This window comes from Micromonospora sp. NPDC005194 (genome assembly GCF_040608335.1).
Classification (GTDB): domain Bacteria; phylum Actinomycetota; class Actinomycetes; order Mycobacteriales; family Micromonosporaceae; genus Micromonospora.
Window position 1 is genome coordinate 75,536 of the sequence record NZ_JBEXIA010000015.1, and the last position, 16,434, is coordinate 91,969.

The window sequence follows — 16,434 nt, forward strand, 5'->3', positions numbered from 1 at the left end:
GCGTAGCGCGAGGCTGTCGGTGCGACGTGCTGAGCTGTCCGGCATGGACTACTCACGATATCTTGACTGCCTTGCGGCCGACTTCGCCCGGCTGCGTGCCGTCGTGCCGACCGATTTCGGCGCTCCGGTGCCCACGTGTCCAGGCTGGAGCGTCGCCGACCTCACCCGTCACGTGGGCGACGTCTACCTCCACAAGACCCTGGCCATTCGTGAGGGCGCCGAGCCGGAGCCGTGGCCCCCGGCGGAGCTGGCATCCGAGGAGCCGCTGGCGCTGCTCGACCGCGCGTACGCCGAGCTGCGGGCCGAGTTCGCCGCCCACGACCCGTTGGACGCGGCGGGCTCGTGGTACGCGCCCGGCCGCTTCGTCGGCTTCTGGATCCGCCGGATGGCACAGGAGACCGTCATCCACCGCATCGATGCCGAGCTGGGCGTCGGGGCGCCGGTCGCGCCCATTCCGGCCGACCTCGCCGTGGACGGCGTCGACGAGCTGCTTCGCGTGTTCCTGGAGTACTCGGTGGCCGAGTGGGCCGACTCCTTCCGCGAGATCCTGGCCGGCTCGCCGGGCTGGACGTTCGTCGTCCGCGCCGACGACACGGCGTGGTCGGTGCGTACCGAACCCGGGGTGTTCACGGTGACCGACGGCGTCGCCGACGCCGCCGACGTGACGGTGACCGGCCCGCCAGCGGCGATGCTGCGTTGGCTGTGGGGCCGGGAGCTTGCCGCCGAGCCGAGTGGCGTCAGCGTCGAGGGGCCGCCGGAGGCGGTGGCCGAGCTGCGGCGCTGCATCGTCGTCGCCACCCAGTGAGGCGGTGCCCGCCGGAGTGGGCGCGGGTGGTGACCATCGGAGCGACCTAGAATCGACGAGTCTCACTGCTTTTGGCGGTGTGGGCTGGGGGCGACCACGAAGGGCGGTGCGCACGATGGGACCGGACGAGCGGCGACGGTTGTTCGAGCAGGCGCGGGAGCGTTCAACGCGACAGGACACCTGGGCGGAGGCGGACCGGTTGTGGGTCCGGGTGATCGAGGCGTACCGGGAGGCGGTGCGCGGTCCGGGTGGGGTCCGCGAGGACCAGCAGCAGTTGGCCCGGGCGCTGTGGCGGCACAGCATGCTGCTCTCGGCGCGCGGCAGGGCCGCCGACGGGATGGCGCCCGGCGGCGAGGCGGTGGTCGTCTTCGAGCGGGTGTACGACGCCGTGGCGGCCGAGGGCGGGAACGTGGCGGCCGCACCCCGGGACGACGCCCTCGCCGAGCTGATCACCGCACTGGTGGACCTGGCCGAGGTCTCGTTCGCCGCCGGTCAGCCCGCCACGCGCAGGGACCTGCTGGAACGGGCCGTGACGGTGGGTCTGACCTCCGCCGGATCTCCGCCGTCCGCCGGGCCCCGCACCCGGGAGGCGATGGGCACGGCCTACCACAACCAGGCGACGGCGCTGCTGCACCGGCACCTCACGCGGCCGTCGTCGGGCGACGGTGCCCAGGAGGCGGCGCTGGCGGCGTCGCGGGCCTGCGAGCTGCGGCAGGGGCTGCTCGACCTGGCGCGTCCGCTGACCTTCTGGGAGATAGCCAACACCTACGGGGTGTACGCCCAGTGCCTGGTCCTGATCGGCGACCTCGACCGGGCGGCCATGGTGCTGGCGATGGGCAACCGCGTCGTGGAGACGCTGGGCCCGGCCGCCGCGGAGCCCGCCCAGAAACTGCGGGTCGCCGCCGAGATGCTGGCCCGGGAGAAGGGTGGGTCGGGGCACGCGACCGGTTCGCGCCGTTGGGGCTGGCGGCGGGGTTGACCTGCCGAGCGGCGGGCATCGCGTCCCGTCTTGCCGGACATCGTCGTTGATCGATACTGTGCGTGAAGGCGCCGCCCCGCCTCAGACCATCACCGTCGAAGAGAAGCGGGTTCCGCATGCGCACACTGAGACTTGTCACGTCGCTGGCCGTCGCCGGCCTGCTCGCCGGCGCGGTGGCGATGATCGCCACGCCGGCCAGCGCGGCAACCGTCGTGTTCTCCGTGACCAACAACTGGGGCAGTGGCTATCAGGGCCAGGTCACGGTCACCAACGACACCTCCGCGCCGATCAGCAGTTGGCGGGTCGAGTTCGACCTGCCGGCCGGGTCGAGCATCAGCCAGTCGTGGAACGCCCAGCAGGTGACCTCGGGCAACCACTACACCTTCAGCAACGTGTCGTGGAATGGCGCCCTCGGGGCCGGCGCCTCGACGTCGTTCGGCTTCCTCGTCAACGGCTCCGGCACTCCGGTGAACTGCACCGTCAACGGCAACAGCGTGTCCTGCACCGGCGGCACACCGCCCACGACCCGGCCGCCGACCACCCCGCCGCCCACGACCCCGCCACCGACCACCCCGCCGCCCACGACCCCGCCGCCCACCACACCGCCGCCGACGACCGGCACACCCGTGCAGCGGTACGGGCAGCTGCGGGTCTGCGGCACCACGATGTGCGACAAGTTCGGCGCGCGGGTGCAGCTGCGCGGCGTCAGCAGCATGTGGCTCAACTGGGAGACCGCTCCCTACGCCGAGAACCTGTCCGCGCTGACCTGGATGCGCGACAACTGGAACCTCCAGGTGATCCGCGCGGCGATGGGCGTGGAGCCCGCCGGGGCGTACCTCAGTGATCCGGGCAGGGCGCGGGCGCAGGTGGAGACCATCATCAACAACGCGGTCACCGCCGGGGTGTACGTGATCGTCGACTGGCACGCGCACGAGGCGCAGAACAACCAGTCCCAGGCGGTGGCGTTCTTCGGTGACCTGGCACGTCGCTACGGTCACCTGCCCAACGTCATCTGGGAGACGTGGAACGAGCCGTTGCAGTTCAGCTGGACCGGCGTCATCAAGCCGTACCACCAGGCGGTCGTGTCCGCGATCCGCGCCGCCGACCCGGACAACATCGTCGTGCTCGGGACGCCGACGTGGTCGCAGGACGTGGACGCCGCGGCGGCCAGCCCGGTTGCTGGCACCAACCTCATGTACACGCTGCACTTCTACTCGTGCACCCACGGCGGGTCACTGCGCGCCAAGGGCGACGCGGCGATCCGGGCCGGCCTGGCGCTGTTCGTCACCGAGTGGGGCGCCAGCAACGCCGACGGCGGCCTCGACGGCCGGGCCTGCCTGCCGGAGGCGCAGTCCTGGATCGACTGGATGAAGGCGAACAACATCTCCTGGACCGCCTGGAAGCTCGACGTCGGCACCGACACCACCAATCTGCTCAGCCCGGGCGCGCCGGTGACCGGCGGGTGGAACAACTACCTGCACGGCCACGCGCCGTTCGTGGTCGCCAACATGAGGTGACCCGGCCGCGCGCTTGATCAACTCCAGATCGCCGATGTCGGGGTATCCGGGCCAGTGGGATGCCCCGACATCGCCGATCCCGTGTCGATCACGGGACCAGGTGTCCGAAGAGGATCAGCGGCGCCCCTCGTCGGTGCGCGGCCACGGGGCAGAACGGCGCGTCACCTTAACGCGCCGGAAACGCCCCCGGTACCAAACCTGGGAACGCTCGTCGGACAGTCGAGACCACCGACACGCGAACCGGGGTGACCATGGTCGACAACACCACGAACGCGGCGACGTTCGACGGGCCGGTGGGCCGGTCCGGCAACGGTCGGGCCGTGCCCACGTCCCGTCCCGCTCCGGCGATGGCGGTGCACGACGACCCGGCCGACCTCGCCACCATCGGCGTGGAGGAGGAGTTCCACGTCGTCGACCTGCACACCCGGGAGCTGGTGCCCCGGGCCGGGGAGCTGCTCGACCGGCTGCCGGCCACGTCGTTCACCGCCGAGCTGCACCGCAGCGTGGTGGAGACCAACACCGCGGTCTGCCGCACCCTGGACGAGATCCGCGCCGAGCTGACCCGACTGCGCCAGTCGGCGGTCCAGGTCGCCGACCGGGCCGGACTGGGCATCGTGGCGGCCGGCACGGTGCCGCTGCGCGCCGACGGCGACCCGAGCGTCACCCCCACCTCGCGCTACCGACGGATGCTCGACGAGTACCAGATGCTCGCCCGGGAGCAGTTGATCTGCGGCGCGCAGGTGCACGTCGGGGTCTTGGACCGGGACCTGGCGGTGGCCGTCACCCGGCGGGTGCAGCCGTGGCTGCCGGTGCTGCTCGCCCTGTCCACCAGCTCGCCGTACTGGATGGGTCAGGACAGCGGCTACGCAAGCGTCCGCTCGCTGGTCTGGCAGCGCTGGCCCACGGCCGGTGACCCGGGCGAGGTGACCAGCGCGGCCGACCACGAGGCCCTCGTAGCCGAGCTGATCTCCTCGGAGACCATCACCGACCCCGCGATGATCTACTTCGACGTTCGGCCGTCGGCGCACGTGCCCACCGTGGAGCTGCGCATCACCGACGCCAACGCCGACGTGGAGACCATCGTCCTGCTCACCGGGCTGTTCCGGGCGCTGGTGCGCCGGGAGGTCGCCGCCCTGCGCGCCGGAGTCGAGCGCACCGCCGTCCGGCCGCCGGTCCTGCGCGCCGCCGTGTGGCGGGCCGCCCGCTCCGGGCTGGAAGGCGACCTGCTCGACCTGCCTCGCTCGGCCCGGCCGGTGCCGGCCGCCGAGGCGGTCGGCCGTCTGGTGACCGACCTGCGCCCGCAGTTGGAGGCGACCGGTGACTGGGAGCAGGTCCGCGAGCTGACCCGGTACGCGCTGGAGCGCGGCAGCTCCGCGGCGCGGCAGCGGCGGGCGTACGAGCGGCGGGGCCGGTTGGCCGACGTGGTCGACCTGCTGCTCGACGAGACGCGGGGCCGGGTGCGTACGCCCCTGCCCGGTGTGCCGCCACCGCCCGCGCTGTCCGCGTACGCCGATGCGGGTGACGAGGTCTTCGGCCCGGACGGGCCGGAGCCGACGTTCCGTCCGCTGCTCGCCGCCCTGCGCACCCTCGGCGCCGCTGGCCTGCGCCAACGCGAGCACGACCGGGACGAGGAGCAGCGCGCCCGGGGCGTGACGTTCAGCGTGGCCGGTGAGGCCAGCACCCGGCTCTTCCCGGTCGACCTGGTGCCCCGGGTCGTGCCCGCCGACGACTGGCGGGCGCTGCGGACCGGCCTGGTGCAGCGCGCCCGCGCGCTCGACGCGTTCCTGCGCGACGTGTACGCCGACCGGGCGGTGGTCGCCGACGGGGTCGTCCCGGCCTGGGTGGTGGAGTCCTCGCCGGGGCTGCGCCCGACCGGTGCGCTGATGGGCCGGCGTGGCGCGCGGGCCCAGGTGTCCGGAACCGATCTCGTCCGCGACCCGGCCGGCGGCTGGTACGTGCTGGAGGACAACCTCCGGGTGCCCTCGGGCATCGGCTACGCCGTGCAGAACCGCCGGCTCACCCGGGCGGTGCTGCCCGAGCTGCCGGTGCCCGATGACCTGCTGCCCGCCGACGAGACACCCGCGATGCTGCACCGGGCGCTGCTCGCCGCCGCCCCCGCCGCCGCGGATGACCCCGCCGTGGTGGTGCTCAGCAGCGGTCCGGGCGACCCGGCCTGGTTCGAGCACCGGCTCCTCGCCGACGAGATGGGCGTGCCGCTGACCGAGAGCAGCGACCTGCTGGTGTCCGACGGCCGCGTCCACCTGGTCCGGGAGGGCCGCCGCAGCCAGGTCGACGTGCTCTACCTGCGGATGGACGAGGACGCGTTGCTGCACGCCGCGGGCGCCGACGGCGTGCCGCTGGGCTGGCCGCTGCTGGCCGCGGTGCACGCCGGGCGGCTCACGCTGGCCAACGCGCTGGGCAACGGCGTCGGCGACGACAAGGCGTTGTACGCGTACGTGCCTCGGCTCATCGAGTACTACCTGGGGGAGAAGGCGCTGCTCGGCGACGTGCCGACGTACCTGTGCGGGCTGCCCGAGCAGCGCGCCGAGGTGCTGGGCCGGCTCGACGAGCTGGTGCTCAAGCCGGTCGACGGGTACGGCGGGGACCGCGTGGTGATCGGCCCGCGCGCCGAGGCCGAGGAGCTGGACGCCGTCCGGGAGCAGATCCTCGCCGCGCCGCACCGGTGGATCGCCCAGGAGGTGGTCGCGCTCACCACCCACCCGGTCTTCGACGGTACGGCCCTCGCGCCGCGCCACGTTGACCTGCGGGCGTTCGTGTTCCTCGGCGAGACTGCGGAGGTGGCCCCGGTGGCGCTGACCCGGGTCGCGCCGGCCGGAAGCATGATCGTCAATTCCTCGCGGGGAGGTGGCTCGAAGGACACCTGGCTCCTCGGCGGAGCCGGGGAGTCCCCGGTGTAACCCACGCTTGATGCGGATGTCATCGGGACGCAACCGGGTCCACCAAGCCTGGACCGGTCAGCGGCCCGAGCGGACCGAGCCGATGAGAGGTGTGTGCCATGTGCGGTATCGGAGGCGAGTTCCGCCTCGACGGGGCGCCACCGGATCTGGCGGCGCTGGAGCGGATGCTCCCCGTCCTGTCCTCCCGGGGCCCGGACGGCGAGGGGCGATGGCAGCACGGCCCAGCGGCGCTGGTGCACCGTCGGCTGCGCATCATCGATCTGTCCGACGCCGGCGCCCAGCCGATGGTCGATCCCGAACTGGGCCTCGCCATGGTCTTCAACGGCTGCATCTACAACTACCGGGAGCTGCGCGACGAGCTGACCGCCGCCGGCTACTCCTTCCGGTCCACCTCGGACACGGAGGTGATCCTCAAGGCGTACCACCGGTGGGGGACGGCCTGCGTCGAGCGGTTCTACGGGATGTTCGCGTTCGCCCTGGTCGAGCTGGCCACGAACACCCTGGTGCTGGCGCGCGACCGGCTCGGCATCAAGCCCCTCTACCTGGCCGAGACGCCGGGCCGGATCCGCTTCGCGTCGACCCTGCCGGCGCTGCTCGCCGCCGGTGACGTGGACACCGATCTCGACCCGGTAGCGCTGCACCACTACATGAGCTTCCACTCGGTGGTGCCACCACCGCGCACCATCCTGGCCGGCGTCCGCAAGCTGCCCCCGGCCACCGTGCGGGTGATCACCGGCGACGGCCGTAGCACCGACACCGTCTACTGGCGGCCGGAGTTCACCCGCGCCGCCGCGCCGGCCATGTCCCCCGACGAGTGGCAGGAACGGATCATGGCGGCGCTGCGCACCGCCGTACGCCGGCGGATGGTCGCCGACGTGCCGGTCGGCGTGCTGCTCTCGGGCGGCCTGGACTCCAGCCTGATCGTCGCCCTGCTCGCCGAGCAGGGCCAGACCGGCCTCGCCACCTTCAGCATCGGCTTCGAGGCGGCGGCGGGGGAGAGCGGCGACGAGTTCCACTACTCCGACCTGGTGGCCCGCGAGTACGACACCGACCACCACCAGATCCGTATCGGCGCGGCCCGGTTCGTGCCGGGAGTGCACGAGGCCATCGCGGCGATGAGCGAGCCGATGGTCAGCCACGACTGCGTGGCGTTCCACCTGCTCTCCGAGGAGGTCTCGCAGCGGATCACTGTGGTGCAGTCCGGGCAGGGCGCCGACGAGATCTTCGCCGGCTACGACTGGTACCCGCCGATGGCCAACGTGGCCCGCGCGGACGCCGTCGAGGCGTACGCCCGGGTGTTCTTCGACCGTCGCCACGACGCGCTCGCCGGGCACCTGGCGCCCGAGTGGATGCTCGACCGCGACGCGAGCCTGGAGTTCGTCACCGCCCACTTCGGCGCGCCCGGGGCGGACACCGCGCTCGACGCGGCGCTGCGCCAGGACAGCCTGGTGATGCTTGTCGACGACCCGGTCAAGCGGGTCGACAACATGACGATGGCGTGGGGGCTGGAGGCCCGGGTGCCGTTCCTCGACCACGAGGTGGTCGAGCTGGCCGCCGCCTGCCCACCGGCGCTCAAGCTGGCCCAGGGTGGCAAGGGCGTGCTCAAGGCCGCGAGCCGGGGCATCGTGCCCGACGAGGTGATCGACCGGCCGAAGGGCTACTTCCCGGTGCCCGCCATCCGGCACCTGTCCGGCCCGCTGCTCGACGACGTCCGTGACGCGCTGACCGCGCGGCCGGCGCGCGAGCGCGGCCTGTTCCGCAAGGACTACCTGGAGGAGTTGCTGGACGCGCCGAACGCCCGGCGGACCACGTTGGGCTCCAACGCGCTCTGGCAGCTCGGGCTGCTGGAGCTCTGGTTGCAGCGGATCGGGGTTTAGATGAGCGTACGGATCGAGGTGCCGCGCCGGGTCCGACCCGTGCGCCACCGGCCGGCGGTGACCCTGCCCCCCGGCGAGGACTTCGCGCCCGCGCCGTCGCCGGACGGCCGACGGGTGGCGTACCTGTCCGACCGGGCCGGAATCCCGGCCGTCTGGGTCCGCGACGTCGATGCGGCCGAGGCCGTCGCGCTGCCCAGCGGCGACGAACCGGTCCTGGCGGTGAGCTGGTCCCCGGACGGGCAGTGGCTGGCCTGCGTCGTCGCGCCCGGCGGCGCACCCCGCACCGAGCTGTGGGTGCTGCGCCCGGACGGCACGCAGCGCCGCCAGGTCGCCGGGTTCGGCCGCCGCAGCGCGGCCCTGTCCGGTTGGCTGCCCGACGGCGCGCTGCTGGCGGTCACCGAGACCGCCGAGCGGGGTGCCGCAGTGCTGGTCGACGCCGGCACCGGGCACCGGCGGGTGCTCGCCGAGGGCGACCTGCTCACCCTCCTGGACGTCAGCCCGGACGGCGGGTCCGCCCTGCTGCGTCGCGGTCCGCGTAACGCCCGCTGGCTGGAGCTGCTGGACGTGGCCACCGGCGACCGGGTACGGCTGCTGCCGGACACCGGCCGGGGCAGCACCGACCAGGGCTGCTTCGGTCCCGACGGGACGAGCGTGCTGGCGCGTACCGACGCGTTCTCGGAGCTGGCCGCGCTGGTGCGCGTCGACCTCGCGCGACCGGCGCTGGCCCCGACGCGGCTCGCGGCGCGTCCGGACGCCGAGCTGGAGCACGTCGCGCTCAGCGCCGACCGGCGACGTGCCGCGCTGCTCTGGAACACCTACGGCGGGCGCAGCGAGCTGAGCCTGCTGGATCTCGCCAGCGGCGTGCAGCGGGCCGTCGCCGCCCCGGGTGAGGTGCTCGACGGCGCCGTCTTCGCCGCCGACGGCGACCTGCTCTGCGTCACCGCGCAGGGGCCGGTGCAGCCCCGGGAGGTCTGGCTGGTCGATCCGGTGACCGGCACGCCCCGCCCGCTGCGGCCGGACACCGGCGCCGCGCGTACGGGCGACAGCGGTGTCGCCCCGCAGCTTGTCGACCTGCGCGCCCGCGACGGGTTGCCGCTGTCCGGCTGGCTCTACCGCCCGCCCGGTCCGGGCCCCTGGCCGACCGCGATCAGCCTGCACGGTGGCCCGGAGGCGCAGGAACGTCCCGGCTACAACCCGCTGTTCCAGGCCCTCGTCGCGCAGGGCGTCGCGGTGTTCGCGCCAAACGTGCGCGGCTCGTCGGGTTTCGGCCGCACCTTCGTCGCCGCCGACAACCTCGCGGGCCGCTACGGGGCCATCGCCGACGTGGCGGCGTGCGCCGACCATCTGCTCGACAGCGGTGTCGCGATCCCGGGCCGGCTCGGCTGCCTGGGCCGCTCCTACGGCGGCTACCTGGTCCTCGCGGTGCTGGTGAACTTCCCGGGGCTTTTCGCCGCGGGCGTGGCCGAGTGCGGCATCTCGGACTTCCGTACGTTCTACGCCGGCACCGAACCGTGGATCGCCGCCGCCGCCGTCAGCAAGTACGGCGACCCGGTGCGCGACGCCGACCTGCTGCGGGACCTGTCGCCGATGACCCACATCGACCAGCTCGACGTGCCGGTGCTGCTCATCCACGGCGCCAACGACACCAACGTGCCGGCCGGCGAGTCGGCCCAGGTGGCGCGGGCCCTCGCCGCGCGGGACGTCCCGCACGGGCACCTCGTGCTCACCGGCGAGGGGCACGACTTCCTGGCCCGCGACAACGCCGAGACGGCGCGTACGGCCACCACCGCCTGGCTCACCCGGCACCTCGCCGCGACGCCGGCCACCCTCGGCTGAGGCGTTATCCTGCGCCGGTGGACGTCACGGAGCAGGGTGAGCGGCTGGCCGCCGACCTGAGCCGATGGCTGACCGACGTGACCTTCGTCGACCTGGACACCGACGAGGTGACCGCGCGGATCATCGACGCGGTGGTGGGGTGGGGTCAGGCGCACCGCTGGCGGGTCTACCGGCGCGCGCCCAGCGTCGTACCACTGCCGCCGCCGATGCAGCAGCGGCACTCCGTCCTCGACGTGGCGTGCGCCCGACCGGACGGCCCACCGGTGGTGATCGAGGTCGACCACACCGACCGGGCGCGTACGGTGCAGAAGCTGACCGCCGAGGCCGACGCCGGCCGGATCCCGATCTGGGTGCGCTGGGGCGTCGGCCGCTTCACCGCGCCGCCACCGCCGGTGCGGATGGTGACCGTCGAGGTGACCCGCCGCGCCGGGCCGGCCGGGCGCGGACGCCTGCACAGCCGCACCGGCGACCGGCCCGCGCCGGCGCACTCGCCCGGCGGCGGCACGGCCGCCCCGCAGGCGCTGCCGATCCCGCTGACCGACCCGGGTAAGGGCATCTGAAGCGAATCGTAAGCGGAGGCCTGCAGTGTTCCGGGTGTCAGCAGAACACGACAGACACCCAGGAGATTCCGATGCGCAAGCTCATCAACTCGACCTACCTCACCCTCGACGGCGTCATCGAGAACCCGGTGTGGACCGGCCCGTACTTCGACGAGGAGTCCATCGTCGTAGCCGGCGAGCTGACCGACGGGGCGGACGCGATGCTGATGGGTCGGGCCACCTACGACGGCATGTCCGTCGCCTGGCCGCAGCAGGACGAGAGCGACCCGATGACCGGGGCCGCCTACTTCAACAACGTCAAGAAGTACGTCGCCTCGACCACCCTCACCAATCCCACCTGGAACAACACGGAGGTGCTCCAGGGCGACCTGGTCGAGGCGGTCACAGCGCTCAAGGCCCAGGACGGCAAGAACATCATCCAGTACGGCTTCGGCTCGGTCACCGCCCAACTGATCACCGCGGGCCTGGTGGACGAGGTCCGCTTCTGGATCCACCCGGTGCTGCAGGGCACGCCAAGCCTGACGGTGCCGCTGACGGACTTCACGGCCTCGTTCGACCTCGTCGACACCCGGGTGCACAAGAGCGGCGTGATCGTCGCCTCGTACCGGCCGAAGTCGGCGAGCTGAGCGGCTGAGCGGCGAGCTGAGCGACTGAGCGGCTGATCAGAGCTGGGCCCGGGCCTCGCCCGGGCTCAGCTTCGCGCCCTCGGCGACCAGCGCGTCGAACCGTTCCCGGCCGAGCACGGCGAGCACCCGCTCGGTCACCCGGTCGGTGTCGTCGCGCTCCGCCGGCGCGGCCGGAACGCCGGCGGCCTGCCGGGCGGCGGCCGCGGCGCCGAGCAGCCGGGCCGCAACCTCGGGCGACCGCACCGCCGACGCCATCCCCTCCAGCGGGCCGAGCACGTCGCGCGCGGTGGCCATGGCCTCGGCGACGTCGAACGCCTCGAGGTGCAGGGCCAGCGCGGCGGCGGGGTCGCCACTCTGCTCGACCGCGTAACCCAACTCCACGAGGACCATCGGCAGGTAGAGCGCCGGCTGGGCCTCGTTGCGCCCCTGCTCGGCGAGGCGGGTGAGGTGGGTGGTGGCCAGGTCGAGCTTGCCGTCGCGGCGGGCGGCGAAGCCGAGGCCGAGCTCGGCAAAGACGATCGCGCTCGGCGAACCCTGTTCCACCGCCAGCTGGTACGCGCGCTCGGCCAGCTCCCGGGCCTGCGCGTAGTCGCGGGTCTGCACCGCGATCCAGGCCAGCCAGGACAGCTTGCCGGCCACGTGCGGCCACAGCCCCAGCTCCTCGGCCCAGCGCAGCCCCTCCCGGTGCAGGGCTGCCGCGCGTTCGTACTCACCGCGAATCTCGGCCAGCCCACCCACCCAGTCGCTCGCCTGGAGGCGGCCCCACCGGTCATCCACCTCGGCGAACAGCGCGGTGCTGCGCGTCGCCGCGCTCTCCAACGCGGCCAGGTCACCGCCGGCGTGCGCGATCATTGCCCGGGAGCTGAGCACTGCGGCCTCGGTCCACGGATCGGTGGCGGCGGTGGGCAGCAGCTCCGACGCCAGCGGCAGGTCACTGCTCCCGAGTACCGCGTTCGCCGCGAACCAGACGGCTCGGGCGTCGGTGACACCGGCCAGGACGGCGCGCACCTCGGCCGGTGGGATCTGCTCGCCCTGCAACAGCGCGAAGCCGATCCGCCAGGCTGCGGCGCGGCTCTCCTGCGTCGGATCGCCGGGCGTCGCGAGGGCTCGCCGCGCCTCGGTGAGCCGGCCCCGCAGGTACCAGTACCAGCTCAGCGCGACGGCCAGCCGCAACCCGCCGCCGTGCACCAGCGCCGCGCGCAGGTTCACCGTCTCCGCGTCGAGCAGCGCCAGCCACCGCTGCTGGTCGGGGCCGCGCAGCTGCGGGTCGGCCTGTTCGGCCAGGTCGGTGTAGTACGCGGCGTGCCGCGCCCGGGTGTCGTCGGCGTCGACCAGGTGGTCCAGGCAGAACGCGGCGACCGACTCGAGCAGCCGGTAACGGGGGCTGGTGCCGGAGTCGTCGAGCACCACCAGCGACCGGTCCACCAGGCGGGCCAGTGTGTCGAGGTCGGTCCGGCAGACGAACTCGGCCGCCTCCGGGGTGCAGCCGTCGCCGAACACCGCGAGCCGGGCCAGCACCGCGCGGTCGGCGTCGTCGAGCAGGTCCCAGCTCCAGCCGATCACCGCGGTCAGCGTCCGCTGTCGCGGCGGCACGTCGCGCTGAGACGTGGTGAGCAGCCGGAACCGATCGTCGAGCCGGTCCACCACACCCCGCAGACCCAGCGCGCGGACGCGGGTCGCGGCCAGCTCCAACGCCAGCGGCAGGCCGTCCAGGCGACGGCAGAGCTGGGCGACCGCCGGCGCGGTGCGCTCGTCGAGTCGGAAACCGCGATGCTGGGCGGCGGCACGGGCGGCGAACAGTCGGGCGGCCGCCGAGCGCCGCACCGCATCCGGGTCGCTGTCCGAGGGCAGCGACAGCGGGGGTACCTCCCAGAGCAGCTCCCCGGTCAGGCCGAGCGACTCCCGGCTGGTGGCCAGCACGTGCACCCCGGGCGCGTCGCGCAGCAGCCGGGCCACCAGCGCGGCGACCGGCTCGATGACGTGTTCGCAGTTGTCCAGCACGAGCAGCAGGTGTCGCGCCCGCAGCGCCGCGACGAGTCGGTCGGTGGCCGACAGGCTCGTGCCGGCGGCCTCGCGGGCGTCCAGCGCGCCGAGCACCTGCTCGGCGACGCCCGGGTCGCCGGCCGGCAGCGGCGCCAGCTCGACCAGCAGGACGCCGTCCGGAAAGGACTGGCCGCGGGCGGTCTCGGTGGCCAGCCGGGTCTTGCCGACGCCGCCCGGCCCGATCAGCGTGACCAGGCGCTGCGCGGGCAGCAGGGCTCGCAGCTCGGTCAGCGCCTCGGCCCGGCCGACCAGCTCGTCGAGCTGGGCCGGCAGGCTGTTGCGGATGATCGCGGCCTTCGGCGGCGCGCTCAGGCCGGCGTCCTGTTCGAGGATCCTGCGGTGCAGGGCGACCAGTTCGGGGCCGGGGTCGAGGCCCAGCTCGTCGGCGAGCCGGTCCCGCAGGTCGGCGTAGCTGTCCAGGGCCTCGGACTGGCGACCGGCCGCGTACAGCGCCCGCAGCTGCACCGCCCGCAGGCCCTCGCGCAGCGGGTGTCGGGCGACCAGTTCGGCCAGGTCGGCCGCGACCAGGTCGTGTTCACCCCGGGCCACCCGGGCCTCGGCGAGCCGCTCGTGCACGGCGAGGTGCTGCTCGGCGAGTCGGGTCGCCTCGGCGCGGACGAACTCGGCGTCGGCCACGTCGGCGTACGCCTCGCCCCGCCACAGCCCGAGGGCCTCGGTCAACCGGTCGACGTCGGTGTGCCGGGCCAGCTCGGCGAACCGGTCGGCGTCGACCGTGCCGGCCCGCAGCAGGTAGCCGGGAGCGCGGGACTCGACCAGGTCGCGGGCGCCCGGCTCGGCGTCGTTGAGCGCCTTGCGCAGCTGCGACACCCGCACCTGGAGGGCACCGGCCGGGTTGGCGGGGGAGTCGTCACCCCACAGGTCGTCGATGAGCCGGTCGGCGGAGACGACCTGGTTGCGGTTGGTCAGCAGGTCCGCCAGGAGGGCGCGCACCTTGGTGCCGGGCACCACCACCGGCTCGCCGGCGTCCGTGGTCACGGCGAGCGGCCCGAGCACCCCGAACTGCACGGCGGACATCTTAGCGCCGGTAAGACGACCTGAAGCAGACCGTAAGCGCGCCGGCGCACCGTGTGGGCATGGAGATCTATCACGAGACACATGGCAGTGACGAGGGCCGGCCGCTGGTGCTCATCCACGGCGCGCTCTCCGGCATCGGCACCTCGTTCGGCACGATCCTGCCGTTCCTGGCGAAGTCGCGGCGGGTGATTGCCGTGGAGTTGCAGGCGCACGGCCACACCCCGGACGTCGACCGTCCGCTGACCGTGGAGCACTTCGCCGCCGACGTGGTCGAGCTGCTCGACCGGTTGGGTGTCGAGCGGGCGGACGTGTTCGGCTGGAGCATGGGCTCGGCGGTGGCGCTGCGCCTGGGCACCGACCACGCCGAGCGGGTCGGGCGGCTCGTCCTCGCCTCGGTGAGCTTCGACGAGGACGGCCTGCACCCCGGGCTGCTCGACGGGATCCAGGACCTGCAACCGGAGCATCTGCACGGCTCGGAGTTCCACGAGGAGTACCTGCGGACCGCGCCGGACCCGGCGGGCTGGGCCACCCTGGTCACCAAGATGAAGGTCCTGGACGCGAACCTGCCGCGGTGGACGCCCGAGCAGATCCGGGCCCTGGCCGCGCCCGCCATGATCGTGCTGGCCGACTCGGACATCGTCCAGCCCGAGCACGCGGTACGGATGTTCCGGCTGCTTGGCGGCGGGGTGCCCGGCGACCTGACCGGTCTGCCGGCCTGCCGGCTGGCCATCCTGCCGGGCACCACCCACACCACGATCCCGCAGCGCGCCGACTGGCTGGCCCCGATGATCGACGAGTTCCTGGCCGAGCCGGTGCCAGCCCGGTGACCCACACTCCCAGCGGCCCCGGGGCTGCGGCGTCGATCATGGACTTGTGGTGGCCACCTTAGCCACCACAGTCCCTTTTGCGCACCACCACAACTCCATGATCGACGGAGCGGGAGGCGGAGCGGGTGGGTTACTGCTGTTCGGGGGAGCGTCGGAGCCACAGCCAGACGCCACCGAGGCCGCACGCCACGCCGAGAACCACGATCGCCGTTCGTGCCGCCAGCGGGGCGTCGTCCAGGAACGGCGCGGCCTTCGAAGCGGCCAGGCTGAGCAGTGCGACTACCAGCAACAGTCCCGCGATGATCCGATCACGCGTCATGGTTGCTTTGTATAGCAGCAACACGCCCAAGCCCTTCGGTGCGCCCCCCACGCCGATCTTGCACTTTCTGCGGTGATATAAGGCGCGAAAGCCGCGTGACAGCCGCACAAAGTGCAAGATCGCGGGAGGCGCGGGGTTCAGGGGTTGAAGGCTTGGCGATAGGCGGTGGGGGTGGCGGCGAAGGCCCGGCGGAAGTGGGCGCGCAGATTGGTGGCGGTGCCCAGCCCGGTCCGTCGGGCCACCTCGTCGATGGTGACCGTGCCGTCTTCGAGCAGGCCACACGCCGCACGAAGTCGTTGCTGCGTCAGCCAGGCCTGCGGGCTCATGCCGAAGCGCCGCCGGAAGTTGCGGTGCAGCGTACGGGTCGACTGGTGGCCGCGCCGGGCCAGGTCCCCGACGGTCAGTGGCAGGTGCAGGTGGGCGTTCGCCCATTCGGTGACCACGGTCAGGTCAGCGGCATCGGTGGGTTGGAGGGGAATGAACTGCGCCTGACCGCCGGCCCGGTGCAGGGGAGTGACCATGACGCGGGCGCGCTCGATGGCCGCCGTCTGGCCGTGGTCCCGGCCGACCAGGTAGAGGCACAGGTCGAGGCCGGCGGCCAGCCCGGCGCTGGTTAACACCTGTCCCTCGTCGACGTACAGCGCGTTCGCATCGACGGTGACCGTGGGGTGTTCGCGGGCCAGCGCCTCGGCGTGGACCCAATGGGTGGTGGCCCGCCGGCCGTCGAGCAGCCCGGCCTGGGCGAGCGCGAACGCGCCGGTGCAGATCGACGCGACACGAGCACCCCGTTCGTACGCGGCGACCAGGGCGTCGAGCGCTCGGGCCGGCGCGGCTCCGCGCCTGAAGCCGGGCACGATGACGGTGTCCGCGTTGCGCACGGCTTCAAGACCTGCGTCGACGGTCATGCCGAGTCCCGCCGTCGTGGTCGGCACGGCGCCGCCGTCCGGGGAGCAGACGACGGTCGTGTACCGGCCCTGGCCCTCGTGACCGAAGACGTGCGTCGCGATGGTCAGGTCGAAAGCGACGACCGGCGGTAGGGCGAGTACGGCGACCCGGTGCGTGGCGGATTGCTTGTGCACAGTGGCAAGAATG

Annotated in this window: 12 protein-coding genes; 9 read left to right on the forward strand and 3 right to left on the reverse strand. The window is 73.3% G+C overall.

Going from position 1 to position 16,434, the window contains the following annotated elements; all coding sequences use genetic code 11:
* Nucleotides 1–43 precede the first annotated feature (43 nt).
* From ABZU53_RS15700 to ABZU53_RS15735, 8 genes are all read left to right on the forward strand, one after another.
* The gene (locus ABZU53_RS15700) at nucleotides 44–805 is read left to right on the forward strand and encodes a maleylpyruvate isomerase family mycothiol-dependent enzyme (protein ID WP_355066483.1); all 762 of its coding nucleotides are present in this window, start codon (nucleotides 44–46) and stop codon (nucleotides 803–805) included.
* Between the two features lie 115 nt (nucleotides 806–920).
* Nucleotides 921–1,784: a hypothetical protein gene (locus tag ABZU53_RS15705; protein WP_355066484.1), complete on the forward strand. Its 864-nt coding sequence runs from the start codon at nucleotides 921–923 to the stop codon at nucleotides 1,782–1,784.
* A gap of 116 nt (nucleotides 1,785–1,900) precedes the next feature.
* Nucleotides 1,901–3,301: a cellulase family glycosylhydrolase gene (locus tag ABZU53_RS15710; RefSeq protein WP_355066485.1), complete on the forward strand. Its 1,401-nt coding sequence runs from the start codon at nucleotides 1,901–1,903 to the stop codon at nucleotides 3,299–3,301.
* A gap of 251 nt (nucleotides 3,302–3,552) precedes the next feature.
* Entirely contained in the window at nucleotides 3,553–6,219 is a 2,667-nt protein-coding gene (locus ABZU53_RS15715; protein WP_355066525.1) for a carboxylate--amine ligase/circularly permuted type 2 ATP-grasp protein, read from the forward strand.
* Between the two features lie 98 nt (nucleotides 6,220–6,317).
* Entirely contained in the window at nucleotides 6,318–8,096 is a 1,779-nt protein-coding gene (locus tag ABZU53_RS15720; RefSeq protein ID WP_355066486.1) for an N-acetylglutaminylglutamine amidotransferase, read from the forward strand.
* Nucleotides 8,097–9,932: a prolyl oligopeptidase family serine peptidase gene (locus ABZU53_RS15725; protein ID WP_355066487.1), complete on the forward strand. Its 1,836-nt coding sequence runs from the start codon at nucleotides 8,097–8,099 to the stop codon at nucleotides 9,930–9,932.
* 17 nt (nucleotides 9,933–9,949) lie between these two features.
* Nucleotides 9,950–10,492 (forward strand): hypothetical protein, encoded by a 543-nt coding sequence (locus ABZU53_RS15730; RefSeq protein WP_354859146.1) that lies wholly within the window; start codon nucleotides 9,950–9,952, stop codon nucleotides 10,490–10,492.
* 71 nt (nucleotides 10,493–10,563) lie between these two features.
* Nucleotides 10,564–11,118, forward strand: a complete 555-nt coding sequence (locus ABZU53_RS15735) for a dihydrofolate reductase family protein (RefSeq protein ID WP_354859149.1) — start codon at nucleotides 10,564–10,566, stop codon at nucleotides 11,116–11,118.
* A gap of 36 nt (nucleotides 11,119–11,154) precedes the next feature.
* On the opposite strand, the gene ABZU53_RS15740 is transcribed toward ABZU53_RS15735, so the two are convergent.
* The gene (locus ABZU53_RS15740) at nucleotides 11,155–14,196 is read right to left on the reverse strand and encodes a BTAD domain-containing putative transcriptional regulator (RefSeq protein ID WP_355066488.1); all 3,042 of its coding nucleotides are present in this window, start codon (nucleotides 14,194–14,196) and stop codon (nucleotides 11,155–11,157) included.
* A 59-nt stretch (nucleotides 14,197–14,255) separates the two neighbouring features.
* On the opposite strand from ABZU53_RS15740, the gene ABZU53_RS15745 reads away from it, so the two are divergent.
* Entirely contained in the window at nucleotides 14,256–15,023 is a 768-nt protein-coding gene (locus ABZU53_RS15745; RefSeq protein WP_355066489.1) for an alpha/beta hydrolase, read from the forward strand.
* Between the two features lie 130 nt (nucleotides 15,024–15,153).
* Here the strand turns inward: ABZU53_RS15745 and ABZU53_RS15750 are convergent, their stop codons facing one another.
* Together ABZU53_RS15750 and ABZU53_RS15755 are read right to left on the reverse strand one after the other, a co-directional pair.
* The gene (locus ABZU53_RS15750; RefSeq protein ID WP_354859154.1) at nucleotides 15,154–15,342 is read right to left on the reverse strand and encodes a hypothetical protein; all 189 of its coding nucleotides are present in this window, start codon (nucleotides 15,340–15,342) and stop codon (nucleotides 15,154–15,156) included.
* Between the two features lie 137 nt (nucleotides 15,343–15,479).
* Nucleotides 15,480–16,421, reverse strand: coding sequence for a helix-turn-helix domain-containing protein (locus tag ABZU53_RS15755; RefSeq protein ID WP_355066490.1), 942 nt, complete (start codon nucleotides 16,419–16,421; stop codon nucleotides 15,480–15,482).
* Nucleotides 16,422–16,434 lie beyond the last annotated feature (13 nt).

Excerpts from the sequence above, each read along its gene's own strand:
- ABZU53_RS15750 (WP_354859154.1), bottom strand. The coding sequence starts at position 15,342 with ATGACGCGTGATCGGATCATCGCGGGACTGTTGCTGGTAGTCGCACTG.
- ABZU53_RS15715 (WP_355066525.1), top strand. The coding sequence starts at position 3,553 with ATGGTCGACAACACCACGAACGCGGCGACGTTCGACGGGCCGGTGGGC.
- ABZU53_RS15745 (WP_355066489.1), top strand. The coding sequence starts at position 14,256 with ATGGAGATCTATCACGAGACACATGGCAGTGACGAGGGCCGGCCGCTG.
- ABZU53_RS15740 (WP_355066488.1), bottom strand. The coding sequence starts at position 14,196 with ATGTCCGCCGTGCAGTTCGGGGTGCTCGGGCCGCTCGCCGTGACCACG.
- ABZU53_RS15705 (WP_355066484.1), top strand. The coding sequence starts at position 921 with ATGGGACCGGACGAGCGGCGACGGTTGTTCGAGCAGGCGCGGGAGCGT.
- ABZU53_RS15710 (WP_355066485.1), top strand. The coding sequence starts at position 1,901 with ATGCGCACACTGAGACTTGTCACGTCGCTGGCCGTCGCCGGCCTGCTC.
- ABZU53_RS15720 (WP_355066486.1), top strand. The coding sequence starts at position 6,318 with ATGTGCGGTATCGGAGGCGAGTTCCGCCTCGACGGGGCGCCACCGGAT.
- ABZU53_RS15700 (WP_355066483.1), top strand. The coding sequence starts at position 44 with ATGGACTACTCACGATATCTTGACTGCCTTGCGGCCGACTTCGCCCGG.
- ABZU53_RS15725 (WP_355066487.1), top strand. The coding sequence starts at position 8,097 with ATGAGCGTACGGATCGAGGTGCCGCGCCGGGTCCGACCCGTGCGCCAC.
- ABZU53_RS15735 (WP_354859149.1), top strand. The coding sequence starts at position 10,564 with ATGCGCAAGCTCATCAACTCGACCTACCTCACCCTCGACGGCGTCATC.